This window comes from Nitrosomonas ureae (assembly GCF_001455205.1).
In the GTDB taxonomy this organism is placed as follows: domain Bacteria; phylum Pseudomonadota; class Gammaproteobacteria; order Burkholderiales; family Nitrosomonadaceae; genus Nitrosomonas; species Nitrosomonas ureae.
Genome location: NZ_CP013341.1, coordinates 1,694,810 through 1,718,518, shown reverse-complemented (window position 1 = coordinate 1,718,518; position 23,709 = coordinate 1,694,810). Strand labels below are relative to the sequence as shown.

13 protein-coding genes and 2 pseudogenes are annotated in these 23,709 nt (G+C 46.3%); 2 read left to right on the top strand and 13 right to left on the bottom strand.

Annotation, left to right across the window (positions count from 1 at the left end; genetic code table 11):
- Positions 1-335 precede the first annotated feature (335 nt).
- Complete coding sequence (locus tag ATY38_RS07780; RefSeq protein WP_082633017.1) at positions 336-7,877, bottom strand: SpvB/TcaC N-terminal domain-containing protein; 7,542 nt, start codon at positions 7,875-7,877, stop codon at positions 336-338.
- 283 nt (positions 7,878-8,160) lie between these two features.
- Between ATY38_RS07780 and ATY38_RS15460 the strand changes: the two are divergent.
- Positions 8,161-9,332 (top strand): annotated as a pseudogene (locus ATY38_RS15460) (IS3 family transposase).
- Positions 9,333-9,462: 130 nt separating this feature from the next.
- On the opposite strand, the gene ATY38_RS07765 reads toward ATY38_RS15460, so the two are convergent.
- From ATY38_RS07765 to ATY38_RS07710, 12 genes and pseudogenes are all read right to left on the bottom strand, one after another.
- The gene (locus ATY38_RS07765) at positions 9,463-9,744 is read right to left on the bottom strand and encodes a PIN domain-containing protein (RefSeq protein ID WP_235590212.1); all 282 of its coding nucleotides are present in this window, start codon (positions 9,742-9,744) and stop codon (positions 9,463-9,465) included.
- Positions 9,722-9,883 (bottom strand): PIN domain-containing protein, encoded by a 162-nt coding sequence (locus tag ATY38_RS16490; RefSeq protein WP_235590211.1) that lies wholly within the window; start codon positions 9,881-9,883, stop codon positions 9,722-9,724. Before ATY38_RS16490 ends, ATY38_RS07765 begins: the two co-directional genes overlap by 23 nt.
- Positions 9,880-10,119, bottom strand: a complete 240-nt coding sequence (locus ATY38_RS07760; RefSeq protein WP_062558804.1) for a FitA-like ribbon-helix-helix domain-containing protein — start codon at positions 10,117-10,119, stop codon at positions 9,880-9,882. Before ATY38_RS07760 ends, ATY38_RS16490 begins: the two co-directional genes overlap by 4 nt.
- A gap of 644 nt (positions 10,120-10,763) precedes the next feature.
- A complete protein-coding gene (locus tag ATY38_RS07750; protein ID WP_062558802.1) occupies positions 10,764-14,579 on the bottom strand; it encodes a S8 family serine peptidase in 3,816 nt (1,271 codons plus the stop codon).
- Positions 14,580-15,092: 513 nt separating this feature from the next.
- Complete coding sequence (locus ATY38_RS07745; protein WP_062558265.1) at positions 15,093-16,259, bottom strand: IS4 family transposase; 1,167 nt, start codon at positions 16,257-16,259, stop codon at positions 15,093-15,095.
- Positions 16,260-16,390: 131 nt separating this feature from the next.
- Positions 16,391-16,672: a TrbG/VirB9 family P-type conjugative transfer protein gene (locus ATY38_RS07740; RefSeq protein WP_062558801.1), complete on the bottom strand. Its 282-nt coding sequence runs from the start codon at positions 16,670-16,672 to the stop codon at positions 16,391-16,393.
- A gap of 14 nt (positions 16,673-16,686) precedes the next feature.
- Positions 16,687-17,379 (bottom strand): annotated as a pseudogene (locus ATY38_RS07735) (VirB8/TrbF family protein).
- A 68-nt stretch (positions 17,380-17,447) separates the two neighbouring features.
- The gene (locus ATY38_RS07730; protein ID WP_062558800.1) at positions 17,448-19,985 is read right to left on the bottom strand and encodes a VirB4 family type IV secretion/conjugal transfer ATPase; all 2,538 of its coding nucleotides are present in this window, start codon (positions 19,983-19,985) and stop codon (positions 17,448-17,450) included.
- Complete coding sequence (locus tag ATY38_RS07725; RefSeq protein WP_062558799.1) at positions 19,982-20,293, bottom strand: conjugal transfer protein TrbD; 312 nt, start codon at positions 20,291-20,293, stop codon at positions 19,982-19,984. Before ATY38_RS07725 ends, ATY38_RS07730 begins: the two co-directional genes overlap by 4 nt.
- Before the next feature lie 11 nt (positions 20,294-20,304).
- The gene (locus ATY38_RS07720) at positions 20,305-20,694 is read right to left on the bottom strand and encodes a TrbC/VirB2 family protein (RefSeq protein WP_082633016.1); all 390 of its coding nucleotides are present in this window, start codon (positions 20,692-20,694) and stop codon (positions 20,305-20,307) included.
- A gap of 21 nt (positions 20,695-20,715) precedes the next feature.
- Entirely contained in the window at positions 20,716-21,681 is a 966-nt protein-coding gene (gene trbB, locus ATY38_RS07715; RefSeq protein WP_062558798.1) for a P-type conjugative transfer ATPase TrbB, read from the bottom strand.
- A gap of 107 nt (positions 21,682-21,788) precedes the next feature.
- The gene (locus tag ATY38_RS07710) at positions 21,789-22,154 is read right to left on the bottom strand and encodes a helix-turn-helix domain-containing protein (protein WP_062558797.1); all 366 of its coding nucleotides are present in this window, start codon (positions 22,152-22,154) and stop codon (positions 21,789-21,791) included.
- Positions 22,155-22,637: 483 nt separating this feature from the next.
- Between ATY38_RS07710 and ATY38_RS07705 the strand changes: the two genes are divergently transcribed.
- On the top strand, positions 22,638-23,693 hold the full coding sequence (locus tag ATY38_RS07705; RefSeq protein WP_062558796.1) for a ParB/RepB/Spo0J family partition protein: 1,056 nt from the start codon (positions 22,638-22,640) through the stop codon (positions 23,691-23,693).
- Positions 23,694-23,709: the final 16 nt, after the last annotated feature.

Genomic DNA, 23,709 nt, shown 5'->3' with positions numbered 1-23,709 from the left:
GATATCCCAATAGAGTTTTATGCGCTTCGGGTAGATCCGCAAATCCAACTAATAACTTCAAACATCCAATCAGCCATTGAGCGGCACATGAGGCGGAACAGCTCGCAGCTTCCGCCTATGGGCTTCACCATAGAAAAATATATCTCACCGCACAATTTCGCCGATAGCTCGGCATCTTAATCTTCTCAACAATAAATATGATTCGTAGCGAAGCGACAATCCACCATACTCAATCAAACCAGCAACTTCAAAACACCTCTCATCAATAGTGCGTGATATGCTGAGGAACTCATAAAAGGTTCTGCGGTACGAGGTACGCGTTTGGTAGGGGGTGGTCATGGCTCAATATCTTCAGGATGTATTCGTTGCTGTGTTTGCCGAAATTGTTGTAATAATGTTTGCATTTGTTGAGCATCAGCATAAAAAGGGTCGGTTGTAGACACTCTGGATAAATCCTGATTTGTCAACATCATTTCCAACCATCTAGCTGCTTGGTCACTTGAGCTAAACTCGCTATTGGCTACCTTTTCACCAAATCTATAACCGACCCAAGTAAGCAAGATATCCTGATAACTATTTCCTCTTTGGGAATCATTTATAGAAATCAAATCAAGGCGTCCTCTAATAAAGTTTTGTACATCATCACTAGAAGCCATAAGCGGTGAAGCTAAAGTTGAAGTGATACCCCAGCCAGAGAAAGCTCGATCGGCAATTAATTCATGACCAATCATAGCTCTCATATATTGTTCACGTTCAAAAGCATATTGCACAGCCATATCAGTTGTAGGACTAAGCATGTCTCTTACAATTGACTGGTAAGGATGCTCTTTTCTATACGCCGCTTCTTGTCGATATTGTTCACGGATATAGTTGTCCCGCTCTCTAAGGGAAAAACCAAAACTTACAGCGCTCAAAAAATGCCCGATCTGATCACTACTCAACCGATGCATGGGGATATCAGTACCACTAGCATCACGGCGATAACGAATACTATCCCTCAGTTCTCTTCTAAATCCTGAGTCTCCACTTCCTCCTGTATCTGTGCCGATTTGGCGAATTGTGTAAGAATCGAAATTGGCCGAAGGTGCGTTAGGATTACCTCCTGTCAATGCCAATATTGACATTAGCCTATCTCTTACTGCTCCACCTGATATACCTGTATCCCTGAAGGCTTGAATTAATGTTGAAACATGAGCCGTAGGTCTATTAGAAGCTTGTCTTTCATCAAAAATTTGCCTAAATCGAATTTGATCAGCGGATTGTTTTCCAGTTGTATCATTGTTTTTGAGAGGATTATTCTCGCAATACCCATAAACATTTATTCCATCCCCAATCCCAATCGGATCACAACTCCCCCACCTCCCCAACCAAGGCAAATAATACCTGGACGAATGGTATTCCAAGCCACTCTCCTCATCCCGCTCCATCCCCGTATACCGATAGCACTTAGCCGCCGCCTTAATCCCCGCATTCTTCGCCTGAAATGCCGTCGTACCATAGGGATGGTATTCCTCATAACTGATCACTTTCGCAATATTGGAGCCGTCCAACTCTAAACTGGCCGAGCCAATATGGTTGTGCAGTTGGTAGCGAACCAAGTGTTTTTCGGTGCCGTCATCCACATCGTTGCGCGTTTCTATCATGACGAAGCGATGCTGTTTATCCATCAAGCTAAGGCTGGTGCGCTCCAATCCTGTGTCCGTACCACTGTGCTTTTTGTAAAGTTCATAGCCAGCGATGTAAATCCGTTCTTCTTTTCTGATTGGCTTAACTCCAGGATTGGCGGTATTTTCAGTTAGCTTCCTGAGGCGTTGCCCTTGACCATCGTATTGATAATAGGTAGTTTCCGGCGTACCTCCATCGGTGCGGCGTTGGCGGATGGTTTTGATTAATTCTTCTTTGAAGTTCCAGCCCATCCCTTCCAAATGCGGCATCGCAGTCATAAAGCCGTGTCTGGGATGGTGAGGATAGCTATAAGTATTTGTGCCTATTTGAGTGTTAATGAGCTGATTGTTAGTCACCTGATAATTATAATCTCGTATCCAGGTGTTACCTACAGCTTGATGGTGCAGTTTCTGAATATTGCCGACCACATCATAGTGGTAATTCTGGGTATAGTTTCGCATCGCCATCGGATCACCTGGATTTAACTGCCGCATGAAAGCCGCATCGTTCCAGTTATCTTTGCTGTCAAATGCTAGGGAAGTATTGTTCTCCCGACCAGTAGCTTCCACTAGTCGATAAATGGCATCGTAGGTATAAGTAGAAACGCCGGTAATTTTTTGGTTATCAAAAAATACCACGGGGATACTTTTGTCTTCGATGTGGGTGATATTACCCGCCGGGTCAAAGGTGTAATGCCAATCCTGTAACGGGTCGTTATTTTGCCGTTTGGTTTCTAAACGGTTAAGCCGGAAGGTTTCTTTGTCGTAAAAAAATTGACTGATAACGTTGTTGCCATAAACAATTTTATTGCGTTGGCCTTTTTCGTTGTAATCAATGTCTTTGATGTAAATGGTAGGACTGGCAAGATGCGGATGAAGCACCGTTTCTGCATTGAGTAATCCGGCCTCATTGTAAGAAGGCGTAATGATGCTGCCATCAGGAGCGGTTTGCTGCGTGACCCTGCCCAACGCGTCGGTTTCAGTGATAAACCTGAATTCTTCAGCTTCCAAATCGTTAGCCAAATTGGCATCAATCCAGTTTGCTACGCCTTTATAATCTTTAAATAACCGTCGCGTAGTAGTTAGTAGCTGTCCTTTAAAGTCATAGGCAGGGGTATCTATTAAACCGCCTGTGTCGTAATGTTTAACAACCTGTCCTCTAAGATTTTTTAGCTCAGGATTCGGTTCGGTTTCGCCATAGATTATTCGGTCAAAAATATGATTGAGCAACGTATCACCATCGCCGCCTAATACCTTGCTTTGTGTTGGCCGGTGCAGGATGTCATAAAAATACTGAAACTCATGATGGCGTTCGTCCCAGGTGCGTAACGGGTTACCTAAGATATTTATTAACAACCAACGCTGGCCAGCATCCATACTGTTCTGATAGATTTTGTTGCCAAGTATGTCGTATTTGTACTGCATCACAACATTGCCACGATCGTCGATTACGCTACGTAGATTGCCTTCTATGTCAAGATTAACTTTGGTAAGGTAAAATTCATCGGCATCAGTTACCAAATTTTTATTATGGTCAACCAATAATACCGGCCTTCCCAACGTGTCGAAATACTGGATAGAGGGTGTTCTGGCATGTTTGGCAGCTTTATCAGCAGCCATTTTTTCTCTGTTGGGGTCTTTGCCTGCCGCAATGAGTTCGGCATTAATGAGATGATTGGTGCGATTGTGATACCAGGAGGATTCGGATTCTAAGACAGTATCATTGGGGTCATAGATGACTTGTTTCCATGAGTCAAATTCAGTGCGGGATAACGTGCCATCGGGCATTTTGGTTTTGATGAGCCGCCCCATCGCATCGTAATACATGATGGGGGTGACACCGGTTTCAACCAGTTCTTTCAGGTCTTCAAACTGATGAGTTACGGAAAAATAAGGCTCATACTGTTTAACTGCATTGCCTTTGTTATTGAGTATGGTTCTGCCATTGCCGACCCAGCGCAGTTGTTTAGGATTGAGTGTGGCAGTATTAATGTCGGCAATGGTGTACGTATTATTTGGATTGACGATGACTTTCTTTGCGAGACCCGGTTCAGCCTGCGCCTTTTTCATCACGACTTGCCCAAGGCCATTGGAATATTCAAAGGCAAGCTGTATGGGTGAGTTGTTATTTTTCTGAAAATGCTCCTCCCTGACAATGGAAGCGACGACTACCGGTTTACCAGAATTTTTATATTCATCTAAATCATAGACAAATCGGGCGGTGGCGTGCTGTAGCAGATTTCTACCACGCGTAACCAATACATCGGAAGCCGGTGCATGAAAAAAGTCACTGACCAATGTATCTTCTGTAACAGAAGAAAATTCATTCAAACCTATGAGATCATCGGCTTCACTTCCTTTGCCAAATAACGACAAAGCTTTTACCAAACCCAGCTCATCCACCATGACTTCTGAAAAATTGCCATTAGCATCTTTCATTCTTTTCGGTGCAAGGGTACGGAAATTGAAACTTTCAACCTTTTGTTTATTGCCTAAAGCATCTTCCGTTTCTTCAATGAACAAGAAATAGTTGCTGTAGTACTTTACTTTCGTTTTAGCACCGTAAGGGTTGGTATAGGAAATGGGAACATAGAAACGGTTTTGAGCATTAGCTACGGTTTCTATTCCTCCAATAAATTGAGTGGTCCCCGAACGAATCCACCAGTTATCGTCGCTCTCGCTATGGGTGAATTTCCCTTCCAGCATCAGCGCGGCATTGACCTTTGTACCAAAAATATCGGTGATAAGAGTTGGTGTATAAGCTAGTTGGTAGCTTTCAAAAAACACTGCCATTGATTGCAATTGATGCAACAGCAAAGGATCTTTTAGATTGTTACTGCGGTACAGGGTACGAATGTGTTCGATTAATCTTTTTTGCGAAGTTCCGGGCGCAGGATTAGTATCAATTTGATGATAATTGACTTCTCGAGCAGCCGTAAGAATATTGTCAAAATTACTTAATGTATATAGTGGCTTGGATTTACTCACGCCCTTCAATTCGTAAGTTTTTACTTCTGATGGAAGCCTTAAGCGGTATGAATCGGCTGCATTGATGTCATTGGTAAAGCGGTTTTGTGAATAAATAATATGTATTTTGTGTTGTGCTTCTTGTGTTTCTGATGGTAAAGAAATATCCGCTGCTAGTCTTGGATATACCACCGAGGCAGATTCCAATACATTGCCGTATTCATCTAGCTTTATATTTAACGTATGAGCAATGCGTGGGTCTTCCGTGTTACGCTCATAATTATAGGTGATGGCCTCACTTTCTTTTACCGCGAAAATGGCGTATTTGTTTTGGCCCTTGGGTTGCAATACTTCAATAACGCAATTGTGCGTAGCAACAGAATAGGGCGTTAGTTCCTTCTGGCGTTGTTCTGGTGTTGCACCAACAAGCGGCGCATCTTTGGCGAATACTTCAGAACGCAACCCCATACCCTTACAAGCACGCAAGGCTTGTTGCCATTCCTCGAAACTGAGATGATCAATTAACGATGCATCTATTCCTGGTGCTGTAATCAATCGGGCATCGGGCAATGGTGTTTCAGGATTAACTACTGTAAAACCCTGTCGGCTCATTTCCTCATACCAGTATTCATGGGCGAATTGATTGAGTATTTTTTCCCGGCTCAAAAATGCACCGGTATGAAACCATGATCTGGTTACGACAGGTTCCTGATGCAACGTTTTATCAGTAATATTCGTTGCATCGCCTTTTACCCAATGATCAAAATGTTCACTATCAGTTTGTTCCACCATGCCGAAACCTCTGAATTCCCGTTCAGCATGGTCGTAATAGCCATGATGGTATTTATAGGAACTGACAAAGCGATAGCCGGATATCTTATCCCGAGTTTCTGTTTTGGAGATGCAATGCACAGGAAAATGCAGTTTGGTAATCCAGGGTTTACCGGCAAGCTTGTCGGCAACATAAAACTTGGTTGAAGGTGTGTATTCCAGCGAGACTTCTTTACCCAAATTGTTTTTGTAAAAGACCATGATGTGTGGTTTTTTACTGTTCATCAGGTCGATATATTTCAATGGCGACTGAGCATTTTTTGCCAAGCTGCTTGACCAGACAATACAGGCAACTCCATTACCGAGCAGATCGGTAACGGTAATTTTCGCTTGATTGTGAATTTCCGGAAAACTATCTATTTCAAACGGCTTGTCACTGAATGCGTTACCACTCAAATTCATCCAGCAACTGAACTTATTTTTTCCTAAGTAAATGACATCGGTCGTGCCGGAGCCGTCGATATCCGCCAGGCGTAAATAGGCAGGATTGAAAGCATCGGGCGCATCAAATACCGGCGCATGATCCATTGCCACCTTCGACCCAAATCTTCCATAGCCCAGATTCGGCCAGTAGCATACTTCACCATTCCGAATCCGGACGATGTCGGTCAATCCATCACCAGACATATCAGCCAAAAAGATGGTTTGTTTACTATCCGCAAAAACGATGTGCGGACCTGCTTCTTCATCAATTGACTTTGTTGTTCTTAAAGCGGCTTTAAATCCTTTCCTTCCGAAAGATTCATACCAAGTAAAAACTTGATCTTCAGTAATTAAAACTTCAGGTTTACCATCGCCATTAAGATCAAGCATGCGGGTATTTGCATCACCCATATTGATATTGGGCAAGCATTCAAATGACCGAAAAACTTGCCACTCTTCGTCATCATTTAATTCGAAATAACCCTTTGGTTGGCTATTTAGGTTAACCAGTTGTTTGCCACCGTCTGCATCCAAATCCATTAACTGCAAATGCGAGCCGAGTCCTACAAAAGAAGGTTTGGGAGAAACTAACTTAGCTCGTTCAAACTGACCATTGCCTAAGTTGTATTTGTAATACCAACCACCACTTTGTTCGGTCAGGATGCCTGAGAGCCCCTCATTGAATAAATCCGTAAATTGATAGTCAGCTTCGTCTAACCCAATCGGATCATGCACCAAATCCTCAGACGAAATGGTCTTAACTTCTTTATTCCAAGTGTGATGTTGATATTCAAATTCATTTGCTGGAAGATTCTTTGAGGTATAAGTGCCATTTGGTTTTTTGATATACCCGAATGGAGTCATGGATTTTAGGAAAGTAAAATCTTGTTGCTGAGAAGTGTCGTATTCAAAATTCAGGGATTTTACTAATGCCGAACCACCCGGTAATTCACTAAAAAAATGAAATAGCAATACGCGACTACAAAGGCGAGTGGTTCTTATTTCAAAACCGGATTTATAGTCCGAGAAGGCATCTGGTCTAAACTGCCAGTCAGCTATCTTGGCATAGGGTGCATTGGTATCGTATTCGCCATAATCGAATAGGGTCTGAAACATATAATCAGTCTCAGCAGGATAGGGGTCATTGAATTTCTTGTAAGGTGTTTTATTACCATAGAGTACCTTTTCCAAATAAAGGTTGGTATAGGTAATACTACCGTTCTTAATGCGATTTTTATGGTGTAGCCGCTTATCATTAAATCCCTTATCATCTTCTTTCTTATAGAGATAATGAGTGCAGTTGCCTTTATCATCAAAAACAAATTCTGGTAACCACTCATAAATTCTACTGCTATCTGCTGGGTCAACAATGACGGAATTAGCACTCCAGCCAAACAATGTAGTGATATTCTCTCTGGTAATCACTCGCCATTTGATGATGCCGCTTGTTTTATTCTGCCATCTCTCAATCCGAGCAAATAATCCTTCAATGCGAGGTCTATAGAATCGAATAACAAACTGACCATCCGCTGAATCATTTTCTTTGATGATATAGCTCTGCTGCGCATCCTTGCTAAAGCTGCCATCCGATTCTTTTTTGAATTCCGGGACAAGGTCTTCCGCTTCTGAGAAAAGAAAAATATCCGAATCTATATGATCGTAATACTGGGGAAGTTTTTTATCGGTCTTGCGCTTGATTGAAGATAAACCAAGTCCCCACCCGAGCCCGAAAACACCATTACCTCCTCCCGAACTATAGGATAAATTGAGAGTTGGTGAAGCACCTCGAGCTGGAGATACAGGTAAAGGAATAGAAAAAGAGGCTGTGCCATTTACAGCGTTAACAGAAAACTTTTCATCAATGCCTTTGATAGCACCCCCACCTTTGGGCAATGCAATTGATGGAATCTCAATTGCATTGGATTTAGTTTTACCCCCATCCGTTTTGAGGATTTCAGGAGATAATTTTTTCTTTTCCGGTTCACTTTTCATAGAAATTAGCTGTTGAAATAGAGATTTAAGTTATCAAAAATTTCTCTGCTACTTTGCTACTATTTCGATAGTAGCATGATACTGAATTAGATTTTATTGTTAAGTGATAAAAATCACACTTGCAACGTGGAATTAATAACTATGTCAATTTGATCAATTGCGCTAACTGATGTACGTTGTCAAAAATGGAATCCATTGATTAAGCAGCAAGTAGATTTGAGGTATGCTGATTTTCAAGAAGTCCGAAGTTTCATAAAATGAAGACATGAAATGGAGGATGAAAATGGAATTACCCCGCACACAATATAGTCAGGAATTTCGGAAGGAATCAGTTAAGTTTTTCAAAGAAAGCGGATTGACTCTGGTTGAAGCAGCAAAACGGCTGTCGTTACCCCAAGGGACACTAAAGAATTGGGTTTATGCTGACAAACGAGGAGAACTCGCTGCAGTAGGCAAGTATCAGAAGCCGTTGACTGAACTTGAGTTAGAGCTATCCAGAGTTAAACGTGAATTAGCAGAAGTGAAGATGGAGCGTGATTTTATAAAAAAGTGTGCGACGTATTTCGCCAAGGAGTCACAGTGAGATACGGTCTGATTGAGTCGATGCGACGAAGCTATTCGGTTGGGCTCATGTGTCGAGTATTGAATGTTTCCGAGAGCGGCTTTCATGCTCAAAGAACGCGCCCGCTTTGTAAACGTAAGCGGGAGAATAGAAGGCTGGAAATAGAAATACTGGCCGCACACCAACGTACACGAGAGACCTACAGTGCAAAGCGCTTGCATCATGATTGGCGGATCACGGAGTACAAGCCACACCATACCGCGTTCGAACAGTGCGCAGGAAATTGGGTTTGCGTTGTAAGCAAAAGCTAAAATTCAAGGTGACGACCGATTCTAAACATAATTTACCGGTTGCGCCCAATATTCTGAACCGGGAATTTTCTGTTAATGCACCTGGTATTGTGTGGGTCAGTGACATCACTTATATTCCTACGGATGAGGGCTGGTTGTACTTGGCTGGAATAAAAGATCTATTTAATGGCGAACTGGTGGGCTATGCCATGAATGAGAAAATGACAAAGAGCCTGGTTATACAGGCATTATTTCGCGCAACGACAAGTAAACATCCGGATAAGGGGCTCATTGCTCATACAGATCAAAGTAGTCAATACTGTGCACACGATTACCGGAATTTATTGCAACAATTTGGCATGATCGCCTCCATGAGCCGCAAGGGGGACTGCTATGATAATGCGCCGATGGAAAGCTTCTGGGGGGATACTTAAAACCGAACTGGTGCACAATCGGAGATTCATAACACGGCAACAAGCCATTCAGGAAATTACCGAATATATCGAAATATTCTATAACCGACAGCGCAAGCAAGAAAAATTAGGTTATTTATCGCCGGCACAATTTTCGCAGCAGTACTATGCAAATCTACTCGCTGCTTAAACCTATGGACTCCATTTTTGACAACATATCTCACTTACAGAGTAGTTTGGCACAGTCAATTCCGCATCTTATTTCGTTCTCGCATAACGATGTTCCTTTGATAACTACCATTAACACAAAATACCTAAGATCATTCTTCCCAAGGATTGATGACGGGCACTCCGGCAGCGACAAAAGGCGCAGTATCTCGCGTCGCTATGGTGAATCCATGCACGACCGCGATTGCAGCAATCTGACCGTCTGCCACAGAGATGAAGCGACCATTAGTCCTAGCTCGACTAACCATAGGGGCATATGCTATCGCAGCCTGTTGATTGAATGATAGTATGCGCGACCCCAAAAGCCTCTCGATCAATTTCCTCAATGCGGTATCAAGTCCTTCTTTACGTTTACCATCTAGGTAGGATTTCAATGCCGACCAGCAATTCGGAAAGGCTTGTTGCTGTCAGATACAGTGTCTCGGCCGTCTCCCGATCACGCCAAGCTTGTACGGCAGGATTGCCGTTAGGTTTCATCGGTTCAGATATGACATTCGTATCCAGGACGATCATTCGAACACTGCCGACTCAGTCGGCATTTGATCACGAATGTCATTAAAATCAAGCCCCCCAAAGCATTGCCCAAAAGCAGCGAGTTCTGATCCAATTTTGACTCGCGCCTTAGGACGCACCGCCTCTTCCAGAATTTCTCGGATTTCAGCTTCGGTACTACGTCCATGCTGAGCGGCGCGCAGCTTAAGCGCGCGATGCGTTTCTTCGGGCAAATTGCGAACAGTAACAACAGACATTTGACTTCACTCCTTACTATGTGAAATCAATGATAGCATATATTTACAAATGACATCAATTCTTGATATGTGCTGTCAGAAATAGTGTTATCAACGCCAAAGTTACAATCAGGTGTGGCTGAAGCACAGTGCGCGGCTTCGAAATGTAGAAGGTAATGTTTATATCAAACCAGAGCGCCTACTATTGCTGATACTCATAATTATATTGCTTACTATAACACTCAGCGTATTCAAACAACGATTGGCAATCGTGACACCGGTAGAATTTGAAAAGGACTTATTGCTCCGGAACGAATTATTCATGATTTTGTGTGTTTTTGTGTTTTTGTGTTTTCTATACACATACAGAACAAGTACTTACCTGCAGAAAGATTCATGGACAAATCGTTCCGGATCTATAATAATGTATCCGGTAACAATATTGCCAACAAATCTCATTTCACTTATAAACCTATTCATTCTTTTTAGTTGGCACAATCAAATCATAGGCCAATCCACTTTCCCCTTCACTGCAAAGCAGCCGTTGGTGAACTTCCGCTACCAGCCTTCTCCGCTCGTTGGTCCTGCGCGGGTGCTCTCCTTTCACTGGCCAGAACAGGTTGGCCATAGACAGGAGCAGCACCGCGCCCAACACATCGGACTGCTTAGGGGCGCTTCAACGGTAGGGCATGGAGACCTTCTTTCCGTTTCGGCGTACACAGACAGCGGCGCAGGGCCGTGGTGTCTATGCTCATCTTCTTCATGGTGTCAAAGTCGAGCCCGCCAGATTTCTCGAAGCATTTTAGCAGCCCGCAGAGTGCATCTAGAGTGCTGGGGCCGGGCAACGGATCGTCCCCCTTGCGCCAGACAACGGCTGAGCGCAGAGCCTCACGGGTCCAGGCCGAGCCGCGTGCGTTTCGACCTTTTGCGAGGAAGCGAAGACGGTACGCGCCGGGCAGAGCAGCAACCATACTGGCTACGAACTCGCCATCTGCTTGCTCTGTCAGGTGTAGATCAAAGCGCGCTCCAGAAGGGGGCGTGACCTCAACTACAACATTGGCGCCCCTTGATGGAGGCATACCGTACTCGGTGATGATGGCCCCGATCCGTACATTTGATCCAGGAATCAGACTGGATTGCAGAACACTTGGCGCCATTCGCAGCACTGAACGCGCTTGCGCGACAAAGCTGTAGCGCAGCCCATGAGCCAAAGATCGGATCTGTTCTGCAGTCAGATTTCCGTCCCCGGCTTGGGTCGCGGCCGTCCCTCTTTTCAGCTTTTCTACGTAGCGACCCCAACCCTTTTCGTCGAGTTCGATGACTGCATGCCAAGGCCGTGAGGAATTTTGTTCGCCCACAGCGGACACCGGCAGGCTGAGCCGATAAAAGGCAAGTTGGCGATCAACTACATAGCGAGAAACTGGCTCTCCAGCGAGCATAGGCGGCGTGATCACTTGGCCATCTGGCGTTTCCAACCAATAGCGGACAATGCCTGGCTCTGGCGTGTGCAACACCGCATCCACTTGCCATTCGGTTTCATTGACGTGGATGGGTATTCGGACCTTTTCTCCAGGCTGCAGCCAACCATCGGGATCGACCACGATCTCGAGGTTTGACACACCCGCCAAAATTTGCTGGTAGTACTTGGCTAGCAAGAAATAATCATCCGAAGTCATTGCACCGGTCATGAGCAGGTAACCTTCGCGATCGCCAGTCAGGGTAGCGAGGGCTGCCGGCTGAATGTTCTCGACTGTTCCGAGGCCGATCGCAAAGACTTGGCCATCAATGCTGCCTGCAGGCAGTTCGGACAAATACAGACTCTCAGTCTCTCGGCCATCGGTCAGCACCACCATCGCCTTGACCGCATAACTTGCGGGAGCTGCATCCAGCAAGTCCTGCGCAGCTAACACGCCGTCACCGATCGCTGTCCATCCGCCAGGGTCTGTAACGTGGCCAGATATGTGGGACTGCAGCGCGATGCGACCCGCGCCAAAGACCTCAATACCGGCATCTTGGATCGCCATGGCTCCGGCAATGTCGGCATCGGTGTCCCAAGATACCGCCCCAAGACCCGTATCCTCTTGCGCAAGGGACGCCACCACGACGGCGCTATCGCGCAAGACATTTATCTTCAAACGCCCGTCCCCTGCGGGGTCATCCATGCTGCCCGAGCTATCCATGGACAAAACAAGGGCCGCGCGAGGGCGTTCGATAACGTTGGCGCTGATCGGGATGGTCCAGGTTTCGCCTGTTTCGTCGCACGATACATCGACGCTGCCCGACGCTATGTCGTTCGCAACCGTTGCGGTGTATCGCAACCAGATGCGCGCCGTCGTGGCAACGCAGTCGAAACGCCCAATATGACTTGCACTGTCCACCGAATGCAGGACGAAACTATTGGCAGGACCAACCGTAGTTGTCGGTCCGCTGGTAACGCGGAACGTATGGTTTCTAGTGCTTTGGACCCTGAATGAGACGGCGCGCAAGGTGGGCTCACCTTCAGGTACATCTATGAAGGCGACCGTCGGGGTGAGAAGCTCGATCACGGTCCGCGCAACACAAACGGCTTTCTCGGCATCGACTCTGCCAAAGCCATACCAATTGCTGTAATCCGCTGCGCCATCGCCGTCGGTGTCACGCCACTCGCCGTCCGGGTCAGTGTTGTTGAAATCGATCTTGACTGCGGTCCTTTGCAGAATCGTTCGCACCTCTTCCCATGTCAGGCTCGGGTCCATGCTGCGGACAAGCGCGGCTATCCCCGCCGTGAAAGGGGTGGCTGAAGAGGTCCCGCCAAAACCGTCGGTGTAGTCCATGCCGCCGCCGGTGTGACCTGCTATGTTGCCTCCGCCGGGAAGGGCCGTTGTGGTGATCTCGCGAAGTCCGACCGCGGCGTCGCTGCTCGGCGCGCAAAGGTCGATGCCATCTCCAAAGTTCGAGTAACTTGCCTTCACATCCGTCTCGGTGGAGGCGGCGACACCAATGGTGCGCGGATGATTTGCCCAAGGACGCAGCGCGGCAAACTCCATGTCAGCGTTGCCAGCGGAGAAACACAGCACAGTGCCCACGCCACCCAAGGCGTTGTCTGTGATGTCTTCAAAGGTGGCAGTCATCAGCGCCGAAACCGGAAAGACTGCCGGGTTGAGGCCCCCATGACTGTTCGTGATCACATCTGCGCCACGTGCCAAAGCAGGTGGCCAATCTGGATCTGTCGAAGCGTGTGGGCGCCCCGAAGTCCAGAGATACATATCCGAGAAGACCGTTTCAGGTCCACCAACCGGGGCCTGGATGGCGACCAGACGGCAGTTTGGCGCGCCGCCCGCCACCCCTTCTTCTTCACCCGCAACAGGCGATGCGTTGAGCGCTGTAGCGACTGCCACGCCCGCGCACTGAATACCGTGATCGCCGTCCGGAGAATCATTGTTGGATTCCATGTCGGCGAAATTGAAGAAGGTGACGACCTTGGACTGTCCGTTAGACACGCTGCCCTGGAACTCGGGATGGTCTGAGGTCACATTGCCCGCCGCGTCAGTCACTGACTGGACGCCTGAGTCGACAACCGCCACGATAACCTCGGCGCTGCCAAAACTTCTGTCAGCAGCCGATCCCAGAATCGTTCCTGGCGGATTGGCATCTCGCAAGTTTTGCCAAGCCTGCGGAAGCCGGGAAAGCGTAAGGTGCCATTGCTCGTCAACAAGTTCGTCGGTTGGCGTGACCGCGTCGTAGTCCAAGCTATAGGCCAGTTCGGGTTCGGCCGACAGAACGCCAGAGGTCTGAGACAGGGCCTCGCAAGCGGACAACAGTGTTTCGAGATCAGGCTCCTCCATCGTCATGACAAAGAACCCTTTCAAGGTGAGCTTGCGCTGGACGGACATGCCGTGAGTCTTGGCGAGTTCTTCGGCGGAACCTTCTTCTGACGGTGCCAGTTGGACGATCACGCTGCCGGTGAAGTAGGCCATGCTTTGCGGTGTGTCATACGCGACGGGTCCGGCGGCCAAGACTTCTTTCCGACCTCGCAACTCGCGCACAACTGCCGCGGTGCGCCCTTTCTCACTTTGGATGCGCATCATTCGTGGCGCCAACATCTCGAAGCCCTTGACCGCACTATTCAGCTTGGCACCAATTTTTGACACCGCATCAGCTTGATCGCGGGATGCCTTTCGAAGGGTTACGCCAACAAGCTCATTCGGCGGATCAAACGGCACACGGGCACCACTGCGCCGGTAGAAGAGTTGGCCGACACGTCCAAGAATGACTACGGCATCGTTGCGACCTCGGACGATGTCAATATCGCGAATTTCTTCCTGTAGACCCTCTGCGAAAACACGGACGCGAACCGTGCCGAGCTTCAGGCCTTTGGCCTCATAGTGACCGGATTTAGGTGACGGTTCGATCTTTTGACCGTTGACTTCGACATTGGCGTTTAAGCAATGCGCGCGCACTTCGTCGAAAACGCGAACGGTCAAGCTGTTGGTTGATGACATTTAGGTTCTCCTAAAATGTGAACGTGGCGGTTACGTTTGCTGGAGGTATAGGAAAAATAAACCACCTTTTCCATGGAACAACAAGCGAACAAACTATTCCAAAAACAAACGAATAGTTTCGATGATTTTATAAAGCTAGGATTTTATTATCTGTGATAAAACTCACAGTGAATATCAAATTTAAAGAACTATTAATTTTTCATACCAACGAGCTGGTACGTCTACTTTATATCAACACCGATATCTCTGATATTTCTATATTTTGGGTTTGTAGGTAGGTAAAACAGCAATAATGGGCTAAAGAAATCTAGTCCATTATTACGGTTCTCGGGATACGCTTTCCGTTGGATGACAATTTCATTCTAGTCATTTGACGGCTTGATTCTGGAGACCAGCTGACGTGTATAGGCCTTTCTGAATCAGAAAAATATATTCTGTCAAAGTTTGTGTTTTTACATACCCATGCTACGACTTCTTCCATATCTTCGTTTTCAATCAGTAGTGTCCGGCAATTTAGTTGAATAGATTCAGTTGGTTGTTGTTATGGTGAGTGATCATTTGCATCTCAGTATTTTTAAGTAATTGATCTAGGTTAGTTTTCTCGAAAAGAGTTAGGCTCAGGATTTGTAGGATTGTGTAAAGTGAAGTCTCGGTATTGAGTCGCTTTTTTACGATGGCAACCAAGACATAAACCGAGATGGCAATCCATATCTGTGTCTTGACTGCGTTTTCAGTGGTTCCGTAGAATTGCTTGATACGAAGATGTTGTTTGATCCACTTGAAGAATAGTTCGATCTGCCAGCGACAACGATAAAGCTGAGCGATGGTCAGTGCAGGTAAATCGAAGTTGTTGGTTAGAAATACCAGATGCTTGTCGTGTTCGGCATCATAGAACTTAATACGTCGTAGGTGCTGCGGGTAATCCTTGCTGGCCTTCGTAGCGGTCAATGCAATGGTCTGATCGCATCGCAGTCCCGTGGATTTGTCCACTGAGTGAGAGTAGACACGGCGAAAAAGGAGACTGGATTTAGCGCGCGTTACAAAAAATGCTTGTGCTTGATGCATAGTGAACCAGCGAGCAAAGTCGGTAAAGCCCCGATCCATGATGTAAAAGCTGCCAGCTTCGGGGATCAGGAAATCGAGCACATTGACTTCGTGCATCTTGCCGTCGCTGATATGGATGAACGTTGGAATGTTGCCGCGTAGATCAAGCAGTGTATGCATCTTGACGGCAGCTTTGGTCTGACGAAAGCGCGCCCATGGAAAGACGCTCAAACACAGATCGATGGTCGTGGTATCGAGTGCATAGACTGTCTGTTCCAACTCCACCGCTAAGCTATCGCTGGAGTAAAGCTTTCTGGCGATCTGGATCAAGCTCATCGCGAAATCCATGTAGATGCGACAATCGCGCTGCTCGTTGGCATCGGCCAACGTACTCTTGGCGATGTTGCCTCGTATGCCCAAGTGATAAAGCTTAGCTTGGTGAGCGCGCAGACAGGTTTCGATGTTGCGCAGACTCTCGCGGTAAGTCAGCTGCGCGAAAGCCATGCAAAGAAATTGATCGAGATGCGAAAGAGTCTTGGTGGGATATTTGGAAGGGTAACGCTGTACACAGCGGCGGAATGTGTGAAGGGGCAAGTAATCCATGAGTTGTGCGAATACCAATTTGCCTGAATGCATGATAAGAAGCCACGTAGGGAAACCTCCAGTTTCGCAAAAAATTCACTTTCAAATCGGTGACACCCCCAAACATACCATTTCATTCTACAGATCAATCTGTTATACAATCATCTTGGGTAAATTGCCGGACACTACTGATCGCATACCTGCAATACTGCGCAGACGATGCTGGGTTGCTGTGAACCAAAAAGAAAACGAATGGATCCGTCAGGCCCCGAAACCGGCTTTGTGCCGGTGGGATTGACTGCCTGCCATTTCTTAGCCAGATCAATAGCAGCACGTTCCTGTGGGGTTAGTTGCGGGTTCTTATTGGCGAAATACGCTTCTGACAATCCGTTGGCATAGCTTGGGGCAACGAATCCGATGGACAAAATCAATGTGCTCAGGATACTTAAAGCGAATAACGGTTTCATGATGAGTGACCCCTTTATGTTTGTTTCGACCAGGAGAAATCCTGGATATAAATACCCAGCGGGTTATTTCTAATCTGTTCTTCCGTCGTGCTTTGCGTGATCGGTTTGTTATAGATTCTTAGCAAAGCACGCATCTTGAAAGGCGGCTCGTTTAAGTGTCCCTGCCGGTCATAGACCTTTTCCAACCAATCCACCTACCAGGTCTCCGGTGATTGGGGAATCACTGATATGATTTCAACATTCACCGTTTGTGTTTCAGCCCGTTTGAAGGGACTGCTGGCTTCACTGCTATTGAACCATTCGTTGGCTTTTGCCGTGGCGGGATCGTTATTGGACAGCATGGCATACGCACGAAAGATGGCTTTACGCTGCAAAGCGATATCCGGTGTTACCATGCGCAAATCATTGATGAATGCTGCCACGGACGCATGCACTACGCGCTGATCGGCCACAGCAGCGATATCCGCACGCGAAACCGCGATGGCTTCACCCAGTTTATTGACCTGCACGACATAGGGAATGAATTTGGACTGGCTGCCGATGACAATCACACCCCCCACTCCTGCCAGCGCAATCAACAAACAAAGTAACGCCAGCATTTGCCACATAGTGCGCGAAGCAATTACTTCCCGCATATGGTCATTCCAGGTACGCCGTGCTGACAAGTAGGGGTTTTCATTTTCACCGCAGCGGCGACCGCCTTCCATCACATCGTCATTGACACGCACAGTTTCATCCGCACCCGGCTTTAACTTGAATAGCTCGTTGATTATATTCATGCGGCAACTCCATAATCAGATAACGTTAACCCTTTGATCGCCAGCCATTCGTTAACCCAACGGTCGCCATACTTGTCACACAGGTTTTTAATCGTGGCGATTGATTCCTTATCCGTAGATCCTATAAGCGCAAGTGCCAATGGGCCAAGCGCCAAGTCGTAGAGCCGTCGACCATTCTCGGACACCGTGTAATATTGCTGTTTGGGAATGGCAGAAGCCAGGATTTCAGTCTGGCGTGAATTGAGGCCCATGCGCCGATACAATGCTGATGCCTCTTCATCACGCGCAAATACGTTGGGTAGAAATATCTTGGTGGCGGTAGATTCAACAATTACATCGAGAATCCCGCTGTTGGCCGCATCAGTCAGACTTTGTGTTGCCATCAATACTAAGCAGTTATTCTTACGCATAACCTTGAGCCATTCGCGGATCTTGGCGCGAAACACCGGATGACCCAACATCAACCAGGCTTCGTCCAAAATGATGGCGGAAGGTTGCCCATGCAGACTGCGCTCAATGCGACGAAACAGATACAACAACGTCGGCAGTGCGTATTTATCACCGAGATTCATCAGTTCCTCGATCTCGAATGTGGTGAAGGTCGACAGATTCAATCCATCGGCTTCAGCATCGAGTAAGTGCCCCATCATGCCTTCGATGGTGTATTGCCGAAGACACTCGCGAATAGTTTCATCTTGGATCGTCACCAAAAAATCCGATAAGGTTTTTGAGCCGCTTTGATGCATGTTAGTAATGGCCTGGCTGATTTCGTTACGCTGTAACGGGGTGACGGTGATGCCGTTCAGTTCTACCATCAAACAAATCCATTCCAGCGCCCAGGCACGATCTCCCTTGGTCTGCAAGAACTGTAGTGGACAGAAAGACAGTGATTCATCATCGCCTGCTACCGTGAAATGCTGACCACCTACCGCTTTGGTCAACGGATACATCGATAGTCCCTTATCAAAGCAATAAATCGACATACCCTGATAACGCCGCAATTGTGCGGCAATCAGTGCCAAGTGCGTGGATTTACCGGCGCCGGTCGGTCCGAACATGAAAGTGTGACCTAAATCGCGCACATGCAGATTCAGCCGAAAAGGGGTAGCGCCCTGAGTGACACAGTGCATCAACGGCGGTGAATTGGGGGGATACATCGGACAGGGTGCTATGGGTTTGCCTGTCCAGATGGTATTGACCGGCAATAAATCCGACAAATTCATGGTATTGATGAGGGGTCTGCGCACATTTTCAACACCGTGGCCGGGCAGACTGCCCAGATAGGCATCCATCGTGTTGATGGTTTCCACCCGCGCAGCAAATCCCAGATGATTGATGGCTTTCTCTACCTTTCGCCCGGCTTCTTCCAATGCTGCCCGGTCTTCCATCATCAGCACCACCACGCTGGTATAGTACCCTTGGCCGACAAAACCGCTGTTGGTCTCTGCAATCGCTGACTGCGCATCTTCAGTCATATTCAGCGCATCTTCATCAATGTTGCTGCTTTGCAAATTAAACACCTGGTCAAAGAATCCACGAATTTTTTGTTTCCAGCGTCTGCGGAATTTTTCCAGATGATTGACTGCTTCATGCGTATCCATAAAGATAAACCGCGATGACCAACGATACACACCCGGCAATTCTGACAATAGATTTAACATGCCGGGGGAGGATTCGAGCGGAAAACCTTCAATCGAGACAACCTGAACAAAATTGCGGCCAATCTTAGGCACCACTCCACCCCACATTTCTTGGCCACCGAGCAAGGTATCCAGATACATCGGATTAGCCGGTAGCACCATCGGATGATCCAGGCCGGTCACGCATAATTGCAGCCACTGTAAGAAATCATCCTGCGTGATGGTTGTACCGTCTTCATCGACCAGTTTGCGGCTTTTTAAGCGCGACAAGTGAAACACGCTGGATAATCGGGATTCAAAGTTGGCACATTCGCGCTGGAAATATTCCAGCAATCCTTGAGTACGAGCCTTCTGGTCGGGTGCCTGGGTATCGTCATCAAACATCAGTTCAACGAACTTGCGCTGTGCCAGCATCGGCGGCAAATAGGTCAGTGACACAACAAAGCAACTCTCGTACATTGTGCCGATACGCTCGAATAGATTGCGCCGCTCCTGGTCAATGGCAGCGGTCACAGGATCGGGATAATTGGAGTGCGCTTTATCTGAATAACCTTGCGCAGGTTTGCGGATGGCATCGACATGAATCATCCAACCATTGCCCAAACGTGATAATGCTTGGTTAATGCGAAATGACACGCGCTCACGCTCAATCTCGGTACTACTGGCCGTATCATCGCCACAAAATACCCAGGCGGCCATCAATGAACCGTTCTTGCCGACAATTACGCCATCCTCCACCACGGCTGCATACACCAGCAGATCGGCAAAACCCATTTCTTTGGATCGATGTTGATCCAGTCTTAATTCTTTGCCCGTATCACGGATACGGATAAACAGTATCAAGAGCAGCGCAGCTCCAGAGATTGCGATAAGAATTGTGATGGCGGCAATCATAGATGCTGTTTTTCCTGTGTGAGCGTATTGTCATAGAAGGGTGTACTTCGCGCCGGATAGTATTTTCTGTATTGCATCTGGCGTAAGTAAACATGACGCAGTTGCGGATCATTTTTAGCCATCAGTCGTAGTGCAAACAGTGCAAAAATCCACAGTGCTATGCCAAAGAGCGTGGCCTTGAGTTCCATAGCCACAAAGATGGATGTCGCTGCAATCAGGATAGAGAACATAACCAGTTCCCGATCTCCCCCCATAAACAGGTTAGGACGGTTTCCAGATTGACGGATAGGTATGGTTCGAAGCGCCATGAGTTTGCCTCCTATTCCTGTGAATTTACGATTGATTCCTGGTCTTTGGGTATTTCACCCGGAATGACCGCGCCTTGAAACAAATTAGTCATGATGTTGTTGGCACCCACAAGTAATGCCATAACCAGCACAATAAAAATCAATGTGCGGAAAAATGCATTGAGTTCGCCACCAAAGATCAGGATGCCGCCTGCAACCACAATACCGACAATGGACAAGGTAAAAGCAACCGGACCGGTTACGGAGTTTCTGAGACTCACCAACCAGGTTTCATAGGGAAGTGCACCACCTGCGCCAACAGCGGCTTGTGCGTTATCAACAGATAACAACAGCGCAAACAAAAAAGCGATTGAGAAGAAACAAAAGAATGGAGAGATATCCTTGATATGAATCAGTTTCATAGACTGGCTCCTATGGATGATTTACAACTTTTTGATCTGGTAACTTCCTCTTTTAAAACCTTGCACTTCGATAATCTGCTGGATTTTCCTACCATGCGGTGTGCGCGTGATATGCACGACCATATCAACCGCCTCTGCGATTAATGGCATAATTTCTTTCGGTGCTGAAGGATTGCGTGAAATCAGGGATTCCAGGCGAGTCAGTCCTGACATCGCATCATTGGCGTGCAAAGTTGCAGCTCCACCCTCATGGCCGGTGTTCCAGGCATCGAGCAAATCCAGTGCTTCAGGGCCTCTAACTTCACCCACCAGAATGCGATCCGGGCGCATACGCAAGGTTGTTTTGAGTAATTGCGTCATGTCGACATTGAGTGTGGTGTGATACTGAACAAAATTCTGGGCAGCGCATTGAATCTCACCGGTATCCTCCAGGATAAAGATGCGCTCATCTGGATCACTCTGAACCATTTCATTGATAATGGCATTAATCAGGGTCGTTTTGCCTGATCCGGTGCCACCAATGACCAGAATGTTGCGGTGCTTGCGCACAGCCTCTTTAATGACACTACTGTGTTTTGGTGACAGCACGCTGGTTTCCACATATTGCTCGAGTGTGAAAATCTTGATGGCTTTTTTGCGGATGGCAAAAGTGGGCGCTGTAACAATGGGGGGTAATTGACCGGCAAAGCGTGAATTATCAAGTGGAAACTCACCTTCAATGATTGGATTGAATCGATTGATTTCCTTGCCATGAAATCCGGCAACGGTTTTGATGACAGCCTCAACCTGAGCAGCCTGGATATTTCCGATATGCTGTATCTTTTGACCCAGCTTCTCTTGCCAGATACGGCCATCGGCATTAACCATGATTTCAACCGTCTCAGGATCTTGCAGTGCGGACAGTATTTCCCGTGCATCGCGCTCCAGCTTGCTCTTGGCTCGATCCTTAACGGTTGTGATGTTAGGAAATTGATCTTGTAGTGTCATGCGAATACTCCAACAACTTACACACGACATTACAATATAACGTAATTATATTTTGCGCAATACCTTTTTACTGTTTTTCTACTGCTTTTTATTACTTTCTCTATTTCTTACTTTTTATTTTTTAATAAAAACGCTCTGTTCTTTTTATCCCATTGCTCGACTTGATAAGCCTCATATTCACTCAGCACGCCACCTTTCCAGACAAAGCCTTTAGGCAAATGCTTTAGTTTTCGATTGGTTAATGCTTCAAGATCAGCCGTGCTCATATCCGAACTATCCAATAGCATTGGCAGTGGGGTCTCGAGTGCTTCTGCGACGGCTTCTATAATCCTGAGTGATGGATTGGCTTTGTCATTGGTCAGATCAGTAAAAAAAGAAATGGAAACACCCGCCTTCTCTGCTAATTCCGACTTGGTCATATCCTTTTCATCAAGGATACGCAAAATATTTGTGATTAAGATTAAATTGTACATATAATAGCCCTGCCATTTTTAGGGTTTAAGCAGCTTAACTAATCAGCACCATTGTTTTTCAGCAGTTTTGCTGCTATTTTAATCTAAAATAAAAACACAAATTCATTAATTCAATGGAGGGCTAAAAAATAGTTCGTTATATACATAGTTTGTGGATAATTATTAATAATAGGATTAAAATGGAAATCAAATCAATAATTACTTACATCGTTGATTTTTATAAATATAATAAATATTGATAGTTACCTTAGAATGCTATGGATAGAGGGTAGATGAGTAACTAATAGAAAATCTTGAGAATCTAAAAACGTAAGCCGTTTTCTGATACGAGGATCAAGCATTCAATAATAAACTGATTAAGAAGGACAAAAACACCGAAGTGCAAAGATAATTTTTTTGCACAGTTTTATTTATTGATAATTGCATCCATAGTTTCTATCTTTCCACCGAGTATAACGAGCGCAAGTTAGGCTCAAGATAAAAATGATAGAAAAAAAAAAGGATAATAAAAAAGGGCTCGTTGCGCCTACCGGCGCGACAGAAATTGACATCACGCTGATCAGCGAAGATATCCATCAGCCCAGGAAGGAATTTAATAAGGAAACGTTACGAGAATTAACGGAGACGATTAAGTTACGTGGAGTAAAATCACCCATATCGGTGCGTCCCAATCCGAATAAACCGGGAACCTACATCATTAATCATGGGGCGAGACGCTATCGTGCCAGCATTAATGCCGGATTAACAAAGATTCCTGCATTCATTGATACCGATTACAGTGAAGCTGATCAAGTAATCGAGAATCTGCAAAGAGATGATTTAACCTCCAGAGAGATTGCTGACTTCATTGGGCGGCAACTGGCAGGCGGTAAAACCAAATCTGAAATTGCCAGGCTGATCGGCAAAACAAATCCTTATATCACCATGCACGCCACACTCCTTGATCTGCCTGACCCACTAGGAGAAGTGTACCGGACAGGCCGCTGCACCGATGTCACAGCACTCTATGATTTAACCAGACTGTATAAAGCCAATACAGAAGAAGTAATCACCTGGCTGGCACTCAGTACACAGGAAGAAATATCACGATTGGACGTATATCAATTCAGTCAATTCTTAAAGCTAAAAAAAACACCCTCATCTAATTCTGTGGATGATCATGTATCCAGTGCTGGAGGCAGATCCAATGCCACTCCAGATAGTAAGAACGATCAAAAACAAAGTGCCTCGCCTTCATTGCTGGACTCTATTTACAATCTGATTAAAAAAGACAAACGCAAGCCACAGGATTTAATGCGTGACCTATCTAACGATAACAAGGAATTTCTCCAAAGCAAAATAAAGAACTATTTTGAGCAAGGCAGAAATTGCCCAAATATCGTTCAGTTCACAATAAAAGCGTTGCAAGATGGCAGCTTCTCAACCAAGGGCAGCGGCGCACTGCAGTTGATCGCCTTTCTGCATGGCATAGAAAGATCAGAGCCTTTTGATCTCATGAAAATACTGGAAGAAATTGCCGGACAACAGGAAGCAGGATAATTTAATCTTGCCAGTA